General features: G+C 67.5%; 15 protein-coding genes. 3 read left to right on the top strand and 12 right to left on the bottom strand.

All coding sequences use genetic code 11. From position 1 onward, the window contains the following. Window positions 1–90: 90 nt before the first annotated feature. A complete protein-coding gene (locus QQL87_RS29560; RefSeq protein ID WP_284422642.1) occupies window positions 91–402 on the bottom strand; it encodes a ribbon-helix-helix domain-containing protein in 312 nt (103 codons plus the stop codon). 185 nt (window positions 403–587) lie between these two features. Here QQL87_RS29560 and mutL point away from each other — a divergent pair, with 185 nt between their 5' ends. Beyond that, window positions 588–2,435: a DNA mismatch repair endonuclease MutL gene (gene mutL, locus QQL87_RS29555; protein ID WP_284422641.1), complete on the top strand. Its 1,848-nt coding sequence runs from the start codon at window positions 588–590 to the stop codon at window positions 2,433–2,435. A 224-nt stretch (window positions 2,436–2,659) separates the two neighbouring features. Here mutL and rsmD read toward each other — a convergent pair whose 3' ends face one another. Together rsmD and QQL87_RS29545 are read right to left on the bottom strand one after the other, a co-directional pair. Next, window positions 2,660–3,214 (bottom strand): 16S rRNA (guanine(966)-N(2))-methyltransferase RsmD, encoded by a 555-nt coding sequence (rsmD, locus tag QQL87_RS29550; protein ID WP_284422640.1) that lies wholly within the window; start codon window positions 3,212–3,214, stop codon window positions 2,660–2,662. A 9-nt stretch (window positions 3,215–3,223) separates the two neighbouring features. Beyond that, the gene (locus QQL87_RS29545; protein ID WP_284422639.1) at window positions 3,224–5,455 is read right to left on the bottom strand and encodes a pseudouridine synthase; all 2,232 of its coding nucleotides are present in this window, start codon (window positions 5,453–5,455) and stop codon (window positions 3,224–3,226) included. A 131-nt stretch (window positions 5,456–5,586) separates the two neighbouring features. Here QQL87_RS29545 and tadA point away from each other — a divergent pair, with 131 nt between their 5' ends. Then, a complete protein-coding gene (gene tadA, locus QQL87_RS29540) occupies window positions 5,587–6,033 on the top strand; it encodes a tRNA adenosine(34) deaminase TadA (RefSeq protein ID WP_284422638.1) in 447 nt (148 codons plus the stop codon). On the opposite strand, the gene QQL87_RS29535 is transcribed toward tadA, so the two are convergent. The 8 genes from QQL87_RS29535 to QQL87_RS29500 all read right to left on the bottom strand — a co-directional run bounded on the left by QQL87_RS29535 (window position 6,017) and on the right by QQL87_RS29500 (window position 16,106). After that, the gene (locus tag QQL87_RS29535; protein WP_284422637.1) at window positions 6,017–6,940 is read right to left on the bottom strand and encodes an alpha/beta fold hydrolase; all 924 of its coding nucleotides are present in this window, start codon (window positions 6,938–6,940) and stop codon (window positions 6,017–6,019) included. The genes tadA and QQL87_RS29535 overlap by 17 nt on opposite strands. 50 nt (window positions 6,941–6,990) lie before the next feature. Continuing rightward, window positions 6,991–9,018 (bottom strand): cytochrome P450, encoded by a 2,028-nt coding sequence (locus QQL87_RS29530; protein WP_284422636.1) that lies wholly within the window; start codon window positions 9,016–9,018, stop codon window positions 6,991–6,993. Next, a complete protein-coding gene (locus QQL87_RS29525) occupies window positions 9,015–9,509 on the bottom strand; it encodes a hypothetical protein (RefSeq protein WP_284422635.1) in 495 nt (164 codons plus the stop codon). The genes QQL87_RS29530 and QQL87_RS29525 overlap by 4 nt, the downstream gene beginning before the upstream one ends. A 49-nt stretch (window positions 9,510–9,558) precedes the next feature. After that, window positions 9,559–12,789: an adenylate/guanylate cyclase domain-containing protein gene (locus QQL87_RS29520; protein ID WP_284422634.1), complete on the bottom strand. Its 3,231-nt coding sequence runs from the start codon at window positions 12,787–12,789 to the stop codon at window positions 9,559–9,561. Between the two features lie 162 nt (window positions 12,790–12,951). Then, a complete protein-coding gene (purD, locus tag QQL87_RS29515) occupies window positions 12,952–14,235 on the bottom strand; it encodes a phosphoribosylamine--glycine ligase (RefSeq protein WP_284422633.1) in 1,284 nt (427 codons plus the stop codon). 71 nt (window positions 14,236–14,306) lie between these two features. Then, window positions 14,307–14,621: a transcriptional regulator gene (locus tag QQL87_RS29510; RefSeq protein ID WP_284422632.1), complete on the bottom strand. Its 315-nt coding sequence runs from the start codon at window positions 14,619–14,621 to the stop codon at window positions 14,307–14,309. A gap of 5 nt (window positions 14,622–14,626) precedes the next feature. Continuing rightward, window positions 14,627–15,175 (bottom strand): hypothetical protein, encoded by a 549-nt coding sequence (locus QQL87_RS29505; protein WP_284422631.1) that lies wholly within the window; start codon window positions 15,173–15,175, stop codon window positions 14,627–14,629. 7 nt (window positions 15,176–15,182) lie between these two features. After that, complete coding sequence (locus tag QQL87_RS29500) at window positions 15,183–16,106, bottom strand: alpha/beta hydrolase (RefSeq protein ID WP_284422644.1); 924 nt, start codon at window positions 16,104–16,106, stop codon at window positions 15,183–15,185. Between the two features lie 195 nt (window positions 16,107–16,301). Here QQL87_RS29500 and xseA point away from each other — a divergent pair, with 195 nt between their 5' ends. Then, window positions 16,302–17,918 (top strand): exodeoxyribonuclease VII large subunit, encoded by a 1,617-nt coding sequence (gene xseA, locus QQL87_RS29495; RefSeq protein ID WP_284422630.1) that lies wholly within the window; start codon window positions 16,302–16,304, stop codon window positions 17,916–17,918. Between the two features lie 4 nt (window positions 17,919–17,922). Here xseA and QQL87_RS29490 read toward each other — a convergent pair whose 3' ends face one another. Next, complete coding sequence (locus QQL87_RS29490; RefSeq protein ID WP_284422629.1) at window positions 17,923–18,753, bottom strand: dienelactone hydrolase family protein; 831 nt, start codon at window positions 18,751–18,753, stop codon at window positions 17,923–17,925. Window positions 18,754–18,873: the final 120 nt, after the last annotated feature.

Raw genomic sequence — 18,873 nt, 5'->3', positions numbered from 1 at the left:
GACAGGGAATCAGACGTTCTTCCCGTATTCAATATCGATGTGTGAATACGGTAGCGCGCGGGGGAGGGAGACGAGACAGCGAGGGCGTGGCTACTCCGCCGCGTCCATGATCGCCGCCGTTGCAAACTCCGGCAGCGCGGCGTTCGCCTTGGCACGGTAGATCAGACAGGAGCAGCGCAGCAGCGACGCAAAATTCTTCACCTCGCCGTGATGGTCCAGCACCTCGGCGTAGAGCGTGGTCACGAACTTGGCGAGGCTCATGCCTTCCTTGGCGGCGATCTCCTCGAGCGTGTCCCAGAACGCCATTTCGAGCCGGATCGACGTGCTATGGCCGCCGATCCGCAACGAACGGGTCTGCGACTCATAATCGCGCTGAGGCTGGTGTGCGAACAGACGGCACATGATGTTCCTCCGGCAGATTGTGATTTTGAGGAAACGATATACCGGCCCCGCCGGCCTCACAATCCCGTTGGAGAACGCGGCATTCGTCTGCCGCACTGCATAAAAAACGCTATTCTCCCGGCCACAAATTCCGCGCCGCGGTGGCGGCACCAACAGCGCATCCGAATCCGACGACAGTCCGCACCATGCCCGTCCGCCAGCTTCCCGAACAGATCATCAACCGCATCGCCGCCGGCGAGGTGGTCGAGCGTCCCGCGAGCGTGGTCAAGGAGCTGGTCGAGAACGCGATCGACGCGGGCGCCAGCCGCATCGACATCTTCACCGACGGCGGCGGCCGGCGGAAGATCGCGATATCAGACGACGGCGGCGGCATGACCGCCGCCGATCTCGCGCTCGCGGTCGAGCGCCACGCAACCTCAAAGCTCGACGACGAGGATCTCCTGCAGATCCGCACCCTCGGGTTCCGCGGCGAGGCGCTGCCTTCGATCGGCTCGGTGGCGCGGCTCTCGATCACGACGCGGCACAAGAGCGAGCCGCACGCGTGGGCGATCACCGTCGACTGCGGCGACAAGTCCGATATCGTGCCGGCGGCGCTGAACCAGGGCACCCGCGTCGAGGTCGCCGACCTCTTCCACGCCACGCCGGCGCGGCTGAAGTTCCTCAAGACCGACCGCACCGAGGCCGAGGCGATCCGCGAGGTGGTGCGACGACTGGCGATGGCGCGGCCGGACATCGCCTTCACGCTGGCCGGCGAGGAGCGCGCGCCGGTGACCTGGGCCGCCGCTTTGCCCGGCGCGCCGGGACAGCTGACGCGGCTCGGCGACATCCTCGGCGCCGACTTCCGCAGCCACGCGATTGCGGTGCGCAGCGGGCGCGAGAGCGTTGCGGTCGAGGGCTTCGCCGCCGCACCCGCACTGACGCGCGCCAATGCGCTCGGACAATATCTGTTCGTCAACGGCCGTCCCGTACGCGACAAGCTGATCCTTGGCGCGGTCCGCGCGGCCTATGCCGATTATCTGCCGCGCGACCGGCATCCTGTGGTGGCGCTGTTCGTGACGCTCGATCCGCGCGAGGTCGACGCCAACGTCCATCCCGCCAAGACCGAGGTCCGCTTCCGCAATGCCGGCCTGGTGCGCGCGCTGATCATCCACGCGCTGAAGGAGGGCTTGGCCCGCGAGGGCCGCCGCACCGCGGCCAATGACGGCGGCGCGACCATCGCCGCATTTCGCCCGGCGTTCACGCCGCCGCCGCGGCCCAACCCGGGGCCAATGAACTGGGACTGGCAGCGCTCGCCCTCGGCGCCGGTCGCGCCGGTGCCGCGTCATGACGAAGCGGGCGGAATGCCCTCCGCGAGCTTCGGGCTCGCCGAGCCGGCGCAGGCCACCTTCGATGTCGGCACGCCGCGCGCCGATCTGCGCCTGCACGAGCAGGCGGCCGCGCCCGATCTGCTCGACCGTCCGCTCGGCGCCGCACGCACTCAGATCCACGACACCTATATCGTGGCGCAGACCCGCGACGGCCTCGTCATCGTCGACCAGCACGCCGCGCATGAGCGCATCGTCTATGAGCGGCTCAAGGCCTCGCTCTCGGCGCATGGCGTGCAGCGGCAGATCCTGCTGATCCCCGACATCGTCGAGCTCGACGAGGCCGCCGTCGAGGCGCTGCTCGCGCGCGAAGAGGAGCTGGCCTCGTTCGGCCTTTCGATTGAATCCTTCGGCCCCGGCGCGGTCGCCGTGCGCGAGACGCCGTCGCTGCTCGGCAAGATCAACGCGGCCGGGCTGCTGCGCGATCTCGCCGAGCATATGGAAGAATGGGGCGAGGCGCTGCCGCTGGAGCGCCGGCTGATGCACGTCGCCGCCACCATGGCCTGCCACGGCTCCGTCCGCGCCGGCCGCCGCCTCAAGCCGGAGGAGATGGACGCGCTCTTGCGCGAGATGGAGGAGACGCCGAACTCCGGCCAGTGCAACCACGGCCGCCCGACCTATGTCGAGCTCAAGCTCGCCGACGTCGAGAAGCTGTTCGGGAGGAGGTAGCACCAACGATCTCGAGAGCGACGAGGAGTGGCACGACGGCAGCTACAAACACGCTGCCGTCCCGGGCAAGCCGCAGCGGCGCAAGGCGCCGCGGAGGCGCCGACCCGGGACCCATGCGCCGCAGCAGACGTGAGGAAAATGAACGACGTGGCGAGCAGCCTGCGCCCCGACGCCATCCTATGGTGATGGGCTCCTGCGTTCGCAGAGGCGACAGCGAGCAAGGATCAAGGGCGGCGCAGGAACACGAACTCGGTATCGTCATAGGCGCGCCGCTCGAGCTCTTCGAACCCCTCGGGCGCCTTGAACGCGGCGGCCTTGGACTCCTCGACGACCAACAGCGCCGACGGCACCAGCCAGCCGCCGTCGCGCAGTGAGGCCAGCGCCTTGTCTGCCAGGCCCCTGCCATAGGGTGGGTCGAGAAACACTAGCGCAAACGGCTCGACCGGATGCGCCGGGCCGAGATCGGTGGCGTCGCGGCGATAGACCTTGGTGACGCCGCCGAGGCCGAGCGCCTCGACATTGTTGCGCAACAGCGCCCGCGCCTCGGCGCCGTTGTCGACGAACAGCGTGAACAATGCGCCGCGCGACACCGCCTCGATGCCGAGCGCGCCGGTGCCCGCGAACAGGTCGAGCACGCGCGCGCCGTCGATCGGATCGTCGTAGGCGTGGACGAGGATGTTGAACAGCGCCTCGCGCAGCCGGTCCTGGGTCGGCCGGATGTCACGCGAGGTGGGAGACGCGATGTTGCGGCCTCTCAGCCGTCCACCGACGACACGCATCGCACCACCCTACTCATCCAGCGGCGTGATATCGCGCTTGCCGTGATAGCCGCGCTTCGGCCGCCGCGGCGGGCCGTAGCCGGCCGCCTCGTTCTCGTTGCGGGCGCGTGCCTCGTCGCTGCCGGTGCGCTGCACGAGCACGCGGCGGCCCTTGCGGTCGGCGACGACCTCGCGCTTCGGCTTGGGCTTCGGGTCCGGCAGCGGCTCGCGATTGGACTTGCTGCCGCCCGGCCCGAGATCGGCGCCCGACTGCGCGATCACCTTCTCGCCGAGCTGCTCCCGCAGCACCCGGGTCTTGACCTCCTGCACCTCGCCCTCAGTGAGCTCCAGCAACTGGAACGGGCCGTAGGACACCCGGATCAGGCGGTTCACCTCGAGGCCGAGATGCGCGAGCACGTTGCGCACCTCGCGGTTCTTGCCCTCGCGGATGGCAACGACGAGCCAGACATTGGCGCCCTGGTCGCGTTCCAGCGTGGCTTCGATCGGACCGTATTTGACGCCGTCGACCTCGACGCCCGCGGCGAGCTGATCGAGCTGGGCCTGCGTGATCTCGCCATGGGCGCGGACACGATAGCGCCGCGTCCAGCCGGTGTCCGGCAGCTCCAGCACCCGCGCCAGCCCGCCGTCATTGGTGAGCAGCAAGAGGCCCTCGGTGTTGAAGTCGAGCCGGCCGATCGAGATCAGGCGCGGAAGGCCCTCGGGCAGATTGTCGAACACGGTCGGGCGGCCCTCGGGGTCGCTGTGCGTCGTCATCAGCCCACGCGGCTTGTGATAGAGGAACAGCCGCGTGCGCTCCCGCTCCGGCAGCGGCGCGCCGTCGACCTGGATCACGTCGTTCTCGGTGACGTCGAGCGCCGGCGAGTTGATGATGCGGCCGTTCACGGTGACGCGGCCCTGCGTCACCATTTCCTCGGCGTCGCGGCGCGAGGCAAGGCCGGCACGGGCCAACACCTTGGCGATGCGGTCGCCGGGCTTCTTGGGCTTGGCCGGCTCGGCAGGAGCGCTGGCGCGGGCGCTGCGCTTGTCGGTCTCGGGCTTGCGCTCACGATAGGCGCCACGGCCGCCGAACGCCGGGCGCTTGGCGAAGACCCGGCTCTCGTCCTCATTGTCGCGGCGCGGCCGGTCGGCGAAATCACCGCCGCGGCCCTCGCCGCGCGGATGCTCCTGCCACTCGCTGCGGCCTTCGGGACGCGGGCGCGGACGATCGAACTTGCGGTCGTCGCCGCGATCGCGCGGCCGGTCGAATTTCGGACGGTCCGACGCGGGGCGGTCGGATCTCGGGCGATCGAACTTGGGACGATCGGAGCTGGAACGATCGAATTTGGGTCGGTCGAATTTGGGACGATCCTCGCGTGGGCGATCGGACTTGGGACGGTCAAACTTGGGACGGTCGAAGCTGCGCGCACCGTCGCGCGGCGGCCGGGCGCCGCGCTCTGGACGATCGCCACCCTCACTCTTCTGCCAGGGCTTGGACTCGCCACGGTCGGGACGATCACCGAATTCCTTGCGCGGACCGCGCGGGCCTGCGCCGAATTTGCGCTCGCCGCGATCGCCATCAGCGCCGCGGGAGAAAGTCTTCTCGCCACCGAACTTGCGCTCCGGCCGATCGCCGCTGCGCTGCGGACGGTCACCAAAGCTCTTCGCCGGACGCGGACGATCGCGCGCGCCCTCGCCACGCGGCGTATACGGGCGCTTCTCACCATCGCGCTCCCGCGCGGCGTAGGGCTTGCGCTCGCCGAACTTGCGCTCGGACGACCGCGCCGCCGGACGGGCGTCGTCGCGATCGGCGCGCGGCGTGTACGGACGCTTGCTGCCGCCGCCCGCGTCGCGGTCGAATTTCGGCCGGTCGCCGCGCGGCTTGAAGGCGCGCTTCTCGCCGTCCTCGCCCCGCGGCGGACGCGCGGTAAACGGCCGGTCGCCGCGCGGGCGCTCGTCGCGATTGAATTTCGGCTTGTCGCCGAAGGACTTATCGCCGAAGGACTTGCCGCCAAAGGATTTACGCGGCGCGGCGCCGTCCTCGCGACGGCGCGGCGCGCGGCCCTCGTCGAACGACCGCTTGTCGCCGTCGCGCTTGGCGAAGCCCTTGCCGCCCGCGCCTGCGCCTGCCGTGCCGCGCTTGGCGAACTTCTTCTCCGGCCCGCGCGCGGCGCCCGAGCGTCCCTTAGTCCCCTCGGACCGCCCCCGCGGGGCGGCCCCGCGGCGGCCGCGGGAATCGTTGTCTTTGTCGGTGTCGCGGGGCATGAAGGTCTCACTTTGAGGTGCGGGACATCGCGTGGTACGCGCGCTCTGAGCAGCGCCTGTCACGCGGGAAATCGAGGTCCGGTTTTGCTGAAGGGCGATGCAGTAGCAGACTTGTCCGGGCATTACGAGCCATGAACGCTCCTTCTTTCATGGATCTGGCGCTGAAAGCGGCCGAATCGGCCGCAATTTCCGGTGAGGTGCCGATCGGCTGCGTCGTCGTTCGCGACAACCAGGTGATCGCCACCGCCGCCAACCGCACCCTGACCGACCGCGACCCGACCGCCCATGCCGAGGTCCTGGCACTGCGCCAGGCCGCGCAGGTGATCGGCAGCGAGCGGCTGGTCGATTGCGACCTCTACGTCACGCTGGAGCCGTGCACGATGTGCGCCGGCGCCATCTCCTTCGCTCGCATCCGACGGCTGTATTACGGCGCCGCCGACCCCAAGGGCGGCGCCGTCGAATCCGGCGTCCGCTTCTTCGCGTCTCCGACCTGCCACCACGCGCCGGAGGTCTATTCGGCCGTCGGCGAACAGCAGGCGTCGCAGATGCTGAGGGAGTTCTTCAAGGCGCGGCGCTGACGTCACTCGCGCAGAAAAACTCCCGCAACAGCCTCGCCGTCTCGGTCGGATTCTCCTCGGTGAGGAAATGCCCGGAATCGACCGGCGCGCCTCGAACATTGGTCGCCCATGTCCGCCAGGTGTCCAGCGGCGTGGCCGCCGCGGTGGCGATGCCGGCATCGCCCCACAGCGCCAGCATGGGGACCGTGATCGTCTTGCCGGCGTCGCGATCGGCCTTGTCGATCTCGTAGTCGGCATAGGCGCCGGCGCGATAGTCCTCGCACATCGCATGCACGCGGGCGGGATCGCGGAACGGCGCGAGATAGTGGGCGAGCGCACGCGGATCGATCGGATCCAGCGTCTTCGCCTTGGTCTGGCTCGCCATCTTCTGCTTCAGGAAGAACTCGCCATGGCCAGAGATCAGCGTCTCCGGCAGCGGCGCAGGCTGGGCCAGGAAGGCCCAATGATAGATCTTGAGCGCGTAGGCGCGGTTCATGCGCTCCCAATAGTCATAGGTCGGCAGGATATCGAGCACAGCGAGCTTCGACAGCCGGCCGGGATGATCGAGAGCCAGGCGATAGGCGACGCGACCGCCGCGATCATGACCGGCGAGCGCAAAATGGACGTAACCGAGCTGCTCCATGGCCTCGATCATCGTCTTGGCCATCGCCCGCTTGGTATAGGGCGTGTGGTCGGCGTCGCTCTCGGGCATGTCGGACCAGCCGTAGCCCGGAAGGTCCGCGATGATCAGCGTGAAGCGATCGGCAAGCGACGGCGCCACGCGGTGCCACATCACATGCGTCTCGGAAAAGCCGTGCAGCAACAGCAGCGGCGGACCGCTGCCGCCGACCCGTGCGAAGACGCGGCCTGCGGAGGTGTTGATCCATTCGGATCGAAAGCCTGGAAACAGATCGGCGAGATCAGACATGCCAGCCTCACGGGAACCGATCGCGCGATCAGCACGGCGCCGATCGCGACCTATGCTACCGCCGGGCAGCGAGAGGCGCAAAGCGAGATCCGGACCGGCAGCGAGCCCACGCCGCTCATGAATTGCGACTGCACCCGGCGCACCCGCCCGGCCAGCTCGATCCGCTCCGTGCGGCGGAGCAGCTCCGCGAACAGCGCGCGCATCTGCATCCGCGCCAGCTGCAGCCCCATGCAGATGTGCGGACCGCGGCCGAAGGCAATATGCGGGTTGGAGCTGCGATCGATCCGGAACGCGGCCGCATCGTCGAACACCGCCTCGTCGCGATTGGCGGAGTGGAAGAACAGGGCCAGCGACTCGCCCTCGCGCACGGGCTGGCCCGCGACCTCGGTATCACGAAGCGCGGTGCGCATGAAGTGGCGCACCGGCGTCGTCCAGCGCAGCATCTCCTCGATGGCGCTATCGAGCAGGTCCGGCTCGGCGCGCAGGCGGGCGAACTGGCCGGGCGCCGTGAGCAGCGCTTCCAGGCCGCCGGCGAGCGCGAGCGCCGTGGTGTCGTGGCCCGCGGTCACCAGCAGGATGAAGTAGGAGATGAGCTCGTAGTGCGGCATCGCCTGGCCATGCGGCGCGGCATGGGCGATCAAAGAGGCGAGATCGTCACGCGGATGCGCCCGGCGATCGGCGACGACGGTCTCGAAATAATCGCGCAGCGCCAGCATCGCCATGCGCATGGTGTCGCCGGGCGCCTCCGCGAGGCGCCGCTGCGGGTCCTCCGCACCCACGAAAGCCTGCGCGAGCCGTGCCAGCCTGATGTCGTCGGCCTCGGGCGTGCCCAGCATGCGGCCGATCACGCGGAAGGTGAACGGCACCGCCACGTCGCGAGCGAAATCGCAGGCGGCACCCTGCGAAGCCACCCGTTCGATGACCTCGGCAGCCCATCGCGACAGCCAGACCTCCATCTCGCGCAAGGCCGGCGGCGCAAAGGCGGACTGTATGATGCCGCGGTAGACGCCGTGATCGGGCGGATCCATCTCGGTCAGGCTGCGCACGAGTTGCGGCTTGCCGGTGATCCGCTGCAGCACGGCTTCAGAGGTTTCGCTGGCAAGATAGGTCCGCGGGCCCGCCGCGAAATCGCCGCTGCGAGTCTCCATCGAAACAATGTCCGCGTAGCGCGTGACCGCCCAGAACGGGCGCACGCCTAGACGTTCGACCCAATGCAGCGGCGCGTGCTGGCGGAGCAGCGCGCAGGCGCGTTCCAGCCGCATGGGGTTGGCGTGACCTCGCGAGGAGATCAGCACGTCCACGGCGCGTTCGACGGCGGCATTGTGCCGAGCGGCTTTCGAACGGGACGACGGAGCCGCAGACATCGGTGTGACGGACTCGCTGGCGACGGCCTGATCAGGCGCGCGGCGCACCAGGAGCGTGAACTCCTTCATGCCATAGTTTCTGATGAGCTCGACCTGCGCCGAAAATGCCTGCTCGCAATAGGCGGCCCACACGTCCGGCGTGGTGCGATACAGGCGCGCCGTGACAACGCCATCTTCGAGCTTCTCGTCAGCTCCTGCCTCGATGAAATTGACGGCGAAGCCGCGCCGGCTGGCCGCGTACATGCGCTGCAACATGGCCCTGACATAGTCTTCCCAGGCCTCACGCGAATAGCCGACATTGACGTTCATGATGCCCGAGGCCACCGAATAGTCGGCAATGCGCGGGCTTTCGGCCGCGACGGAGAACCGTCGTCGTGGGCCGGCAAAGCGGCGCCGCGCCCGGCTGATCATGGCGCGGGACAGGTCAATGCCGAGATAGTCGATCTCACAGGATGGGAAGCGCGCCGCGAGAAAAGGCACCAGCGCCCCATAACCGCAGCCGATGTCGTTGAGGCTGAAGGGCGCTGACGCATCGCACAGCTTCATGAGCTGCACGAAGCGCAAGCCCTGCGTCGCTTCGCACGACCAGTCAACACCGCGCGGCGTCGCGCCATGACGCGCGACGCAGGCGGAGTAGTAGGCATCGACATCGGAGCAGATGGCATCGAGCGGGGATGGGTCAGGCTCGATGGCGCTGCCCGCCGTCCCCTTCATTTCTTGCCGCGCTTCTGGACTCGCCTGGTGCGGGCCTCCTCAGCCAGATTCTCGCGTGCCTCCCGTCCAGGCGTGGTTGGAATCGAAACAATCACATGGGTTTCGAGGGAGAACACCACCGGACGGCCATGCGAGACCGTCACTCTTGGATCCTTGGCTGCCGAGTGACAGACGATCGAAACTGGCAGGGCCTTCTCGGATTCCAGGTCGTCCTTGAAAGCCTTGATGACCCGGTCATGACCATTCACGCCAGCGAGATCCGAGGTGTATGTCCGGAGATGTTCCAGGAAACGATACCAGCGCCGACGCTCCGTCCAATCCTGCGGCACGATCCCAAGCAAGGCGAAAGATTGCTGCAAGCCATGCTGAAGTGAAAAGACTCCAAACTCGCGCTGCAGCTCGACCATCTCCGGCAACGCCTCAGCTTCGAAACGCCTGTTCAACTGTACGAGAATATCGAGTGTCGTACTGTCCTTGATCATCATGCCCATGTGCCCAGCCTCCCAATATGCTTCATGGAAAGCGGTCATACTGCACGGGTCACTTAGTACCTTCAAGGGAGGATCGGCACTCTATCAACATGGGTTTGTAGATCTCGGCGCCGGAAACCTCCAGCAAGCGCTCCGCGTCGATCAGCGACTGGAGCGCTTCCGTATCGTTGCGCAAAGTGGAATCGGACGCGCGGATCATACAGCGCAGCAACACGGCACGAAGCTCGCCGATGCGATCAGTCCGGCGGCGGGAGACGTTGATGGCTTCGCCCGAAACCTCCAATGCGCCTTGCATGTCCCCTGCACGATACAACGCGTCAGCCAGGTCGCCCAACATGCGGGCTTCGAATTCCAGGCCCGCCCTGGCCCGCCTCGAGTACTCGATCGCCTCGCGAAAATCATAGGCTGCATGTGTCACATCGCCGGCAACGGCCCGGGCGATGCCGGCACCCGCCAATGCCTGTACCCGAAGATATGGCATGCCCGACGCTTCCGCGATCTGCTGCAGTTCGACCGAATGCATCGCGGCATCTTCGGCGCGACCTTCGTATCTGGCGAACTCTATCGCCGCGAAATGAGGGATGAACCGCACGACTGGGGCCGCCCTATCAGCAGGCGTTTCCAGCAGCTCAGCAAGCTGAAGCTGGAGCTCTCCAAATCGGCCGAGCTGCAGCAGGATCCGGGCCTTGAGGCATTTGATCCAGTACTCGACATCGAAACCCATGATCTGATTGGGATTGAGGCCCAGCGTCACATTATCGTCAAAGCCGCTTTGCCGCGCGATGGCCTCCTGCGCCGTCTCGGCGGCCGAGAGCGCCTCGCGAACCCGCCCGGACAATAGAAAGGCCTGTGCCAGCATGGCGTTGACGGTTGCGTAGCGGCCGACATCCCCCTCCTCGGACGTCAGCTTGACCGCATTCTGCACCAGATTGACGTAGTCGTCGGCTGCTCCGGTCGAGGCCAGGACCCGCCCGTAAGCGCCCAGCACGAGCGGCTCATGCATCTTGTCGGAGGAACGGGCATAGCGCAGAGCCTCTTCCGCGAAGGGTTTGACCTCCTCCGCGGAGATGCCCTCACGCCATCCGAAGTTGAGAATCTGGGCGCTGGCCAGCGAACGTAGGCGTTCCACATGCTCGGACTCCGGCAGTGCCTGCAGCATGGCGCGGATCTTCTTCCACAGCCGCAGGGCCTCCGCGGTGTTGGTGCGGCCGATCCAGCGCGCGGCGCGCTGCAGGTGCTCGACGGCCGGGATCACCTGGCCGGCGAACTCATAATGCGAGGCGATCAAGGCGGCGAACTCATCCTGTGCGCCCCAATCGAGGGTCTCGATCGCCTTTGCCACCGCGGAGTGAACCGTGCTGAGCCGGGAGCGCAGCGGCATCGAATAGGCCACCTCCTGGATCAGCGGATGACGAAAGGCGAGCACACCAAGATCGAACGGCGGCAGATCGTAGAGAAGATCGGCCTGGCGGAGCTGCGCGAGGGCGTCGTACAGCTCCGCATCCGCAAGACCCGTCACGGGCTTGAGCACCGCGAGGGCCACCGAACGACCGATCACGGCGGCCGTCTCCAGCACGGTCTTGGCCGTCTCGCTGAGCCGGTCGATGCGAGCCGCGACGACCGCATGTACGGTCGGCGGCAGCGGAATCGATCCGATGCCGCCCTTGAGGCGGTAGGCGCCGCGCTCACCCTCGAAGCCGCCACTCTCGGAGACCGCGCTGGCCAGTTCCTCGAGGAAGAACGGATTGCCCTGCGCGCGCTCGACGATGTCGCCGGCGAGATTCTGCAGCGACGAATCATCGCCAAACACGCCGCGCAGCAATTCGCGCGCCTCGGCCGAGGCGAGCGGAACGATATGCAGCTCGTGAAACGCGGTCCGTTGCATGAAGGATGCGGCAAAGCCGGGCCTGTAGTTCACCACCAGCAGCGTCTTGGTGCCGACGGTGGCTTCGGCGAGCGCCTCGACGAACTCCTCGCTCGCTTCGTCGATCCAATGCAGGTCCTCGATCAGAATCACCATGGCGCTGTCGGCAGGCGCCGAACGGAACAACGTCTTGAACACGTTCAGGAGGCGGATCTTGAACACGCCGGGATCGAGCAGCAGCGCAGGCCGCGCCGGATCGGCGAGGCTCATGAAATCCAGCAGCAGGACCAGCGCCGTGTCGGGCATCGCGATCGCTTCGAGCCGGTCGACCACGCGCTGGCGCGACACCTCGACAGGCTCCTTCGGCCGGATGCCGAAGAAGTCGCGCAGCAGTTCGAGCACCGGCTGGAACGGCGTCGCGCGGCCATGCGCCAGCACGCGCGCCTCATAGACCCGAATGCCCTGGCGGCGGCAGTGCTCGGCGAACTCGAAGCACAGCCGGCTCTTGCCGATGCCGGCCTCGCCGACGACGCCGACCACGGCGCCGCGGGCCGCCAGCACGTTATCGAGCTCGCGTTCGAGGACGTCGAACTGGGCCTTGCGACCGATCAGCGGCAGCAGCCGCTGGCCGCTGCGGAAGACATCGCTCGCCGGCGCGTTCAGGCGACCGATCAGCCTGTAGATCGAGACCGGCGAGGCGATCCCGCGAACGGTGTGGGTGCCGAGCGGCTCGGCTTCCACGAACTGACGCGCACCGGCGTAGGTCTCCTTGCTGATCAGGATGGAGCCCGGCTCGGCCATGTGCTCCAGGCGGTTGGCCAGATGAACGTTGGCCCCTGCCGCATCGTAGGTCTGGTACATGCTGTTTTCGACGACCTGGACGATGACTTCGCCGGTGTGCAGGCCGACCCGGACCTGCAGATGCGGGTCGGCCAGCCGGCCGATCGAGTCCTGCATCGCCAGTGCGCCGAGACAGCCGCGCACGGCATGATCCTCATGCGGCACCGGTGCGCCGAACAGCGCCATGACGCCGTCACCCTGCGTCTTGTTGACGACGCCATCGTAGCGGTGGACCGCCTCCTTCATGAGGTTGAGCACCGGATCGAGCCGCTGCATCGCAAGCTCGGGATCGCCGAGACTGTCGATCAGCTGGGTGGAATCGCGAATGTCAGCGAACAGGATGGTGAGGCGCTTGCGCTCGCCGCCCTTGCTGCTCAGCGTCCGCAGCACACGCTGGGCGGCCTGATCCGACGCGGCAAGCCGCCCCGACAGCGGAGAACCGCATTGCCCGCAAAAACGATTCGACGGGCTGTTGGTCTCGTTGCACGCCTCACATTTGAGGCCGAGCGGCTCGCCACAGAGTTCGCACGAGGCTCTCTCCGCCTGATTCTGCTTACCGCACCGCGCGCATTCCATGGCCCCTCCGTTCCACGGCGGAACTGATTCACGCCTCGCGGCATGAGCCTATGGAACTGCCACAATTTTCGCGGGAAACATAGTCTGAACGGCGGAACCAAGGCATGCGGAAACTGGAAACTCTCTCTATCTCCAGCCGGCCGCATCGCTGGAGGTCGTAGCTCAGCCCTCGCCGCGCTCCTGCGCCAGGGCCTGCCAGGCGATGTCACGGCGGCAGAAGCCATCGGCCCAGTTGATGCGATCGACGGCTTGATAGGCGCGCGCCTGTGCCTCGGTCACGGTCTTGCCCGAGGCGCAGATGTTGAGGACGCGGCCCCCATTGGCGACGACGGCACCATTCTTCGCCACCGTGCCTGCGTGGAAGATTTCCACGCCTGCGACCTTGGCGGCATCATCAAGCCCCTCGATCACCCTGCCCTTGCTGTAGTCGCCTGGATAGCCCTTGGCCGCCATCACCACGGTGACGGCCGCGTCCGGAAACCAGCGCAGGTCGAAATTCTTCAACTGTCCGTCGCATGCCGCCAGCATCGCCGGCACCAGGTCTGACATCATGCGCAGCATCAGCACCTGGCATTCCGGGTCGCCGAAGCGCACGTTGTATTCGAACAGCTTGGGGCCCTGCGCGGTCAGCATCAGGCCGGCATAGAGAATGCCCTTGAACGGCGTGCCGCGCGCATTCATGCCGTCGATCGTCGGCAGGATGATGCGTTTCATGATCTGGTCATGAATCTCCTGCGTCACGAACGGCGTCGGCGAGTATGCGCCCATGCCGCCGGTGTTCGGCCCCTGGTCGTGATCGAACACCCGCTTGTGGTCCTGGGCGGACGCCAGCGGAATCGCCGTTTCGCCGTCGCAGAGCGCGAAGAACGACACTTCGCGGCCCTCGAGAAACTCCTCGATCACGACCTCGGTGCCGGCGACGCCGAAGCCGCCGTCGAACATCATCCGCACGGCGTCCTCGGCCTCGGCGAGCGTCCTGGCCACGACCACGCCCTTGCCCGCCGCCAGCCCGTCCGCCTTCACGACGATCGGCGCGCCCTGCTCGCGGACATAGGCCAGCGCTTCCGGCGCATTGTCGAAGCGGCCATAGGCGCCGGTCGGAATGCCGTATTCGGCGCACAGATCCTTGGTGTAGCCCTTGGAGCCTTCGAGCTGCGCGGCAAGCCGGCTCGGTCCGAAGATCTTGATGCCGGCGGCCCCGACGTCGTCGACGATGCCGGCCGCCAGCGGCGTCTCCGGCCCCACCACCACCAGATCGACCTTGTTCGCCCGGCAGAAATTGATCACGTCAGCATGATCGGTCACGTCGAGCGCGACGCATTCGGCCTCCTTGGCGATGCCGGCATTGCCCGGCGCGCACCACAGCTTGGTGAGCAGCGGGGAGCCGGCGATCTTCCAGGCGAGCGCGTGCTCGCGGCCGCCGGAACCAATCAGGAGAATGTTCATCGTCGATGCCGTCGCAAGGATATGGGCCAATTTGGACGCCCCAATTGCCCGGCCCTCGCAACAGAGTCAAATCATGGCTCAGGCGGTTTTGCGGCGGCGCCGGCGATGATTTCCTGCAGACCGGCGACATGGCGGGCAAAGGCGGCCCGGCCGGCGGCGGCCAGCGTCACCGTGGTCTGCGGCTTCTTGCCGACGAAGGCCTTGTCCACGGTCACATAGCCGGCCCGGGCCAAAGTCTCGATATGGGCACCGAGATTGCCGTCGGTGGCGCCGGTCAGCTTCTTCAGCCGGACGAATTCGAGACCCGTGCCTGGCGGCAGCGCATTCAGGGCCGCCATGATCCTGAGCCGCAGCGGCTGATGAATGATCTCGTCGAGCTCCGCCAATTCCGCTAGCCCCGCCGCATCCACAGACCGCCCACGATCAGGCCGCCGCCATTGACGAACGCCATCCACAGCGGGAACGCCGCGCCGATCGAGACATAGCCGATCAGGGTCAGCGCCGTGACGAGAAGCCCGAAGACCGTGAACGCGATGCCGAACCACAGGCCGGCGAGACAATAGAACAGCATGAAATAGATCGGCCAGAACGCGCCCATCTCGCGCGGCCCGAAATGACCGATCGCCTCGACGAAGAAGCCGAAGGCGAACAACATGACGAAGGCGAGCAGCGCCCTCACATCGAAGCTGCGCCCCCCCGAACGCGCCTTCTCGGCCGCGCCCAAGACGACCGAGCCGGCGATACCGAGGACATAGACCGACAGCCAGGCCTTGTCGGCGTAGGACGGCGTCAGATAGGTCACGAGATTGCCGACGAAGACCAGCGCGCCCCACAGGATCATCATCAGGCTGGAGAGCCTGTAGATCTGCGATCTTCGGACGCGCCGGGTGACATCCTCGATGTCATCGAGCGCACGCGCGGCTTCCAGGCTGTCGATCATCCGCCCCTCAATGCGTGGCGACATCCTCGGCAATCGCGCTGACGGCCTGCGGCGCCGAGACGATCTCCATGTGATTGACGCCGGCGATCAGCTTCACGTCAACTGCGGGCACGACGGCATGCACGGCGTCGGCATATTTGTCGGCGAGCATCAGTTCGTCATCGGCGCCTGCGATCAGGGTGACCGGATGCTTCGCCGCGGTGAGATCGGGCTTGTAGCCGCGGGTCGCGAAATTGCGCAGCAGGCGGTAGCTGTAGGTCGAGGCGACGAACTTCTCCGCGTTCGGCCTGACGGCAAAGGCCAGCGCGGGCAGCGCCTCGCAGCACCTCAACCCGACCCGATCGAGCAGGCCGAGCGCCAGGATGCGCGGAATGTCGGGGCTGGCCCAGCCGCCGGAATTGTCGCGGTTGGTCGGCGCATCATAGCCGAGATAGGGCGACAGCAGCACGGTGCGCGCGAACAAGTCCTGGATCGGCCCGCTGGCCGCGCGCAGCGCGAAGCCGCCGCCCGCCGAATGCCCGAGCAGCACGATCGGCTGGGCGGGCACCGATGTCCTGACCTCCTTGACCAAGTCGGCCAGATCATCCTCGAGCTGGCCGAGATAGCCGATGTCGCCACGGGTGCCGGAGCCGCCATGACCGCGGATGTCAGGCGCGAAGGTGTCGATGCCCCGGGCGGCGAGCCCGTCCGCCAGCGCATGCACGGCGACGCTGGAGCCGGACGAGCCGTGCACCAGGATGGCGACCTTGCCGATCGGCGTCGCCCGCGCCGGATAGTGCCGATAGGCCAGCTCGGTGCCGTCCCGGGCGCTGAAGCGCTGCAGGGGCGGCATGGTGCTGCGGTCGACACGACCGACGGTCTCGGAGATCGACTTCAGCTCGGGCGGGCGCGCCAAGGGCGTCGCGATCATCACGGCCAGAACCAGCGCCAGAGCACCCGCGAGGCCGAGTCCCCAGCCGATCAGCCGGCGCATAATCTTGATGCTCCTCCACATGGGACCCTCTCCACTCTCGCCTTATCTAGAGTACTCTGTATTGCAGAGTTATCGAAAAGGCAACGGCTTGATTGGCGGTGCGGCGCGAAAGCCCCTACCTTGGCGGCTGCCCCCAAACCGAATCAGCCAGCGATGCCGCCTGCGGAAGCCCTGCCCAACGCGCCCGAATTCACCGTCTCCGAGCTGTCCTCCGCGCTGAAACGCACGGTCGAGGACCAGTTCGGCCACGTCCGCGTGCGCGGCGAGATCACCGGCTTTCGCGGCCCGCATACGTCCGGCCACTGTTACTTCTCCCTCAAGGACGAGAGCGCCAAGATCGAGGCGGTGATCTGGAAGGGCGTGCACGGCCGCATGCGCTTCAAGCCCCAGGAGGGGCTCGAGGTCATCGCCACCGGCAAGCTCACGACCTATCCGAACTCCTCGAAGTACCAGATCGTCATCGAGGCGCTGGAGCCGGCCGGCATCGGCGCGCTGATGGCGCTGATGGAGGAGCGCAAGCGCAAGCTCGGCGCCGAAGGGCTGTTCGATCCCGCCCACAAGCAGCTGCTGCCGTGGCTGCCGGAGGTGATCGGCGTGGTTACCTCGCCGACCGGCGCGGTCATCCGCGACATCCTGCACCGGCTCGAGGACCGCTTTCCGCGCCATGTGCTGGTCTGGCCGGTCAAGGTGCAGGGCGAGGGCTCGGCCGAGCAGGTCGCGGCCGCGATCCGCGGCTTCAATGACCTGCCGGAGGACGGCCCCATCCCGCGGCCCGACGTGCTGATCGTCGCGCGCGGCGGCGGCTCGCTGGAGGACCTCTGGTCGTTCAACGAGGAGATCGTGGTCCGCGCCGCGGCCGAGAGCATGATCCCGCTGATCTCGGCGGTCGGCCACGAGACCGACGTGACCTTGATCGATTTCGCCGCCGACAAGCGGGCGCCGACGCCGACGGCGGCTGCGGAAATGGCGGTGCCGGTGCGCAGCGAGCTCATGCAGGAGGTCGCAAGCCTCGCGCGCCGCGTCAGCGTGTGCTGGCAGCGCAGCCAGGAGAGCCGCCGCAACGAGCTGCGCGCGGCCGCCCGCGCCCTGCCCGGCGCAGCCGAGCTGCTGGCCATTCCCAGGCAGCGACTGGATTCGGCGGCCGCGAGCCTGCCCCGCGCGCTCAAGACCAACACCAACGTGCACTTCCGCCAGTTCGCAGCCGCCAGCGCCAAGCTCACCTTGCGGGTGCTGCACGGACAGATCTCGCAGGCCGATCACCGCCTGGTCGTCTCCTCCGAGCGCCTGTCACTGTCCGCGCGGACTCTGCTGCACCGGCGGCGCGAGCGCTTCGAGGTCCTCGATGCCCGCTTCAAGGCGTCGCGGACAGCCTATGCGCAAGCCAAGCGCCAGGCCATCGCCCGCGAGCGCGACCGCACCGAACGGCTCGCCGATCGCGCCAGCCGTGCACTGACGACGTCGATCTCGCGCCTGACGGCGCGTGTCGATCACGCCGGCCAATTGCTGTCGGCGCTGTCTTATCGGAGCGTGCTGGCGCGCGGCTTCGCCCTGGTGCGCGACGAGTCGGATCATCCGCTGCATCAGGCGACCCACATCCAGCCCGGTGCGGCGCTGTCGATCGAATTCGCCGACGGCAGGATCGCGGCGACGGCCGGTGCCGGAGCCCCGATTCCGACCACGGCGCAGGCCGCGCCGAAGCCCGCGCGCGAGAGCAAGCCCGCAGCACCGAAGCGCACGACCGATCCCGCGGATCAGGGCAGCCTGTTCTGACCCCTCAACGCGCCAGCCAATCGGCGACGAGCTTCTGGGCGTCGGCCCGCGCCTCCGGATCGGAGCCGACATGACCGCCCTCGGGGGCCGCGGCATCGGCGCCCGCCACCTGGTGGACGGGCAGATTGACGCGATCGAAATCGTGATAGGCGCCGGGATAGACGACGATACGCGTCAGCGCGCTGCGGCCGCGCGCGCCGTCGATCATCTGCCGGCACGCCGGCGGTGAATACACATCATCCAGGCCGCCGATCAGGATCAACGTCGGGACACGCGCGCTCCAGCCCAGCCCCGACGAGGCGCGGCAATCCGGATAGAAGGCGATAGCCGCACGGAAGTCCGGCGAGACATGATCGGGCAGTTGCGGCCGGACCGCCCAGAGCAGCGCACTCGCACCGCTGGCCCAGCCGACCAGGCTGATGCGGTCCGGCACGGCCCAGGATTGCTGCAGCAGCCACTTCTGCGCGATCACGATGTCGGCAACGCGATCGCGCCGGCCGCTGATGCGGCGGTCCTTGACCCGGCATTGCGGACCAAGCCCGCGCGAGCCGTAGCTGTCCGGCAACAACACCGCCTTGCCGTCCTTCACGAGGTCCACCGCCCAATCGCGATAGCGCGGCAACACCGGGTCGGAGCGGCCGGCCAGTCCGCCGCAGCCATGCAGCGCGATCACGACGGGAAACGGGCCCGCCGCGCTCGGCTTGTAGAGCTGCGCGTGCAGCACGTAATCTCCGGAGGGAATCTCGATTGCGGCCGGGGCCGGCAACGATTCAGCAGATGCCGCGGATGCCGTGGCGCAGATCAGAGAGACGACGACGGCGACGAGGGAGCGCATCAAACCAGCCGGGCGAGACAAGCGGCGGATAGCCTGAAATCTAGCTAGCACGGAGTTTCCGGCCGAAGCATCACAAATCGGTGGGTTTGCGGAAGCGACAGAGCTCCCCATCTGTGCTAG

Origin of the sequence: Bradyrhizobium sp. SSBR45G, from assembly GCF_030159255.1 — a bacterium.
Taxonomy (GTDB): Bacteria; Pseudomonadota; Alphaproteobacteria; order Rhizobiales; family Xanthobacteraceae; genus Bradyrhizobium.
This window is presented reverse-complemented; position numbering and strand designations above follow the sequence as displayed.

Bases quoted from the DNA above. Each gene is read 5' to 3' on its own strand.
- QQL87_RS29545 (WP_284422639.1), bottom strand. From the start codon at position 5,455: ATGCCCCGCGACACCGACAAAGACAACGATTCCCGCGGCCGCCGCGGG.
- QQL87_RS29530 (WP_284422636.1), bottom strand. From the start codon at position 9,018: ATGAAGGGGACGGCGGGCAGCGCCATCGAGCCTGACCCATCCCCGCTC.
- mutL (WP_284422641.1), top strand. From the start codon at position 588: ATGCCCGTCCGCCAGCTTCCCGAACAGATCATCAACCGCATCGCCGCC.
- xseA (WP_284422630.1), top strand. From the start codon at position 16,302: ATGCCGCCTGCGGAAGCCCTGCCCAACGCGCCCGAATTCACCGTCTCC.
- QQL87_RS29490 (WP_284422629.1), bottom strand. From the start codon at position 18,753: ATGCGCTCCCTCGTCGCCGTCGTCGTCTCTCTGATCTGCGCCACGGCA.
- tadA (WP_284422638.1), top strand. From the start codon at position 5,587: ATGAACGCTCCTTCTTTCATGGATCTGGCGCTGAAAGCGGCCGAATCG.
- QQL87_RS29525 (WP_284422635.1), bottom strand. From the start codon at position 9,509: ATGGGCATGATGATCAAGGACAGTACGACACTCGATATTCTCGTACAG.
- QQL87_RS29560 (WP_284422642.1), bottom strand. From the start codon at position 402: ATGTGCCGTCTGTTCGCACACCAGCCTCAGCGCGATTATGAGTCGCAG.
- QQL87_RS29520 (WP_284422634.1), bottom strand. From the start codon at position 12,789: ATGGAATGCGCGCGGTGCGGTAAGCAGAATCAGGCGGAGAGAGCCTCG.
- QQL87_RS29505 (WP_284422631.1), bottom strand. From the start codon at position 15,175: ATGATCGACAGCCTGGAAGCCGCGCGTGCGCTCGATGACATCGAGGAT.
- purD (WP_284422633.1), bottom strand. From the start codon at position 14,235: ATGAACATTCTCCTGATTGGTTCCGGCGGCCGCGAGCACGCGCTCGCC.
- QQL87_RS29535 (WP_284422637.1), bottom strand. From the start codon at position 6,940: ATGTCTGATCTCGCCGATCTGTTTCCAGGCTTTCGATCCGAATGGATC.
- rsmD (WP_284422640.1), bottom strand. From the start codon at position 3,214: ATGCGTGTCGTCGGTGGACGGCTGAGAGGCCGCAACATCGCGTCTCCC.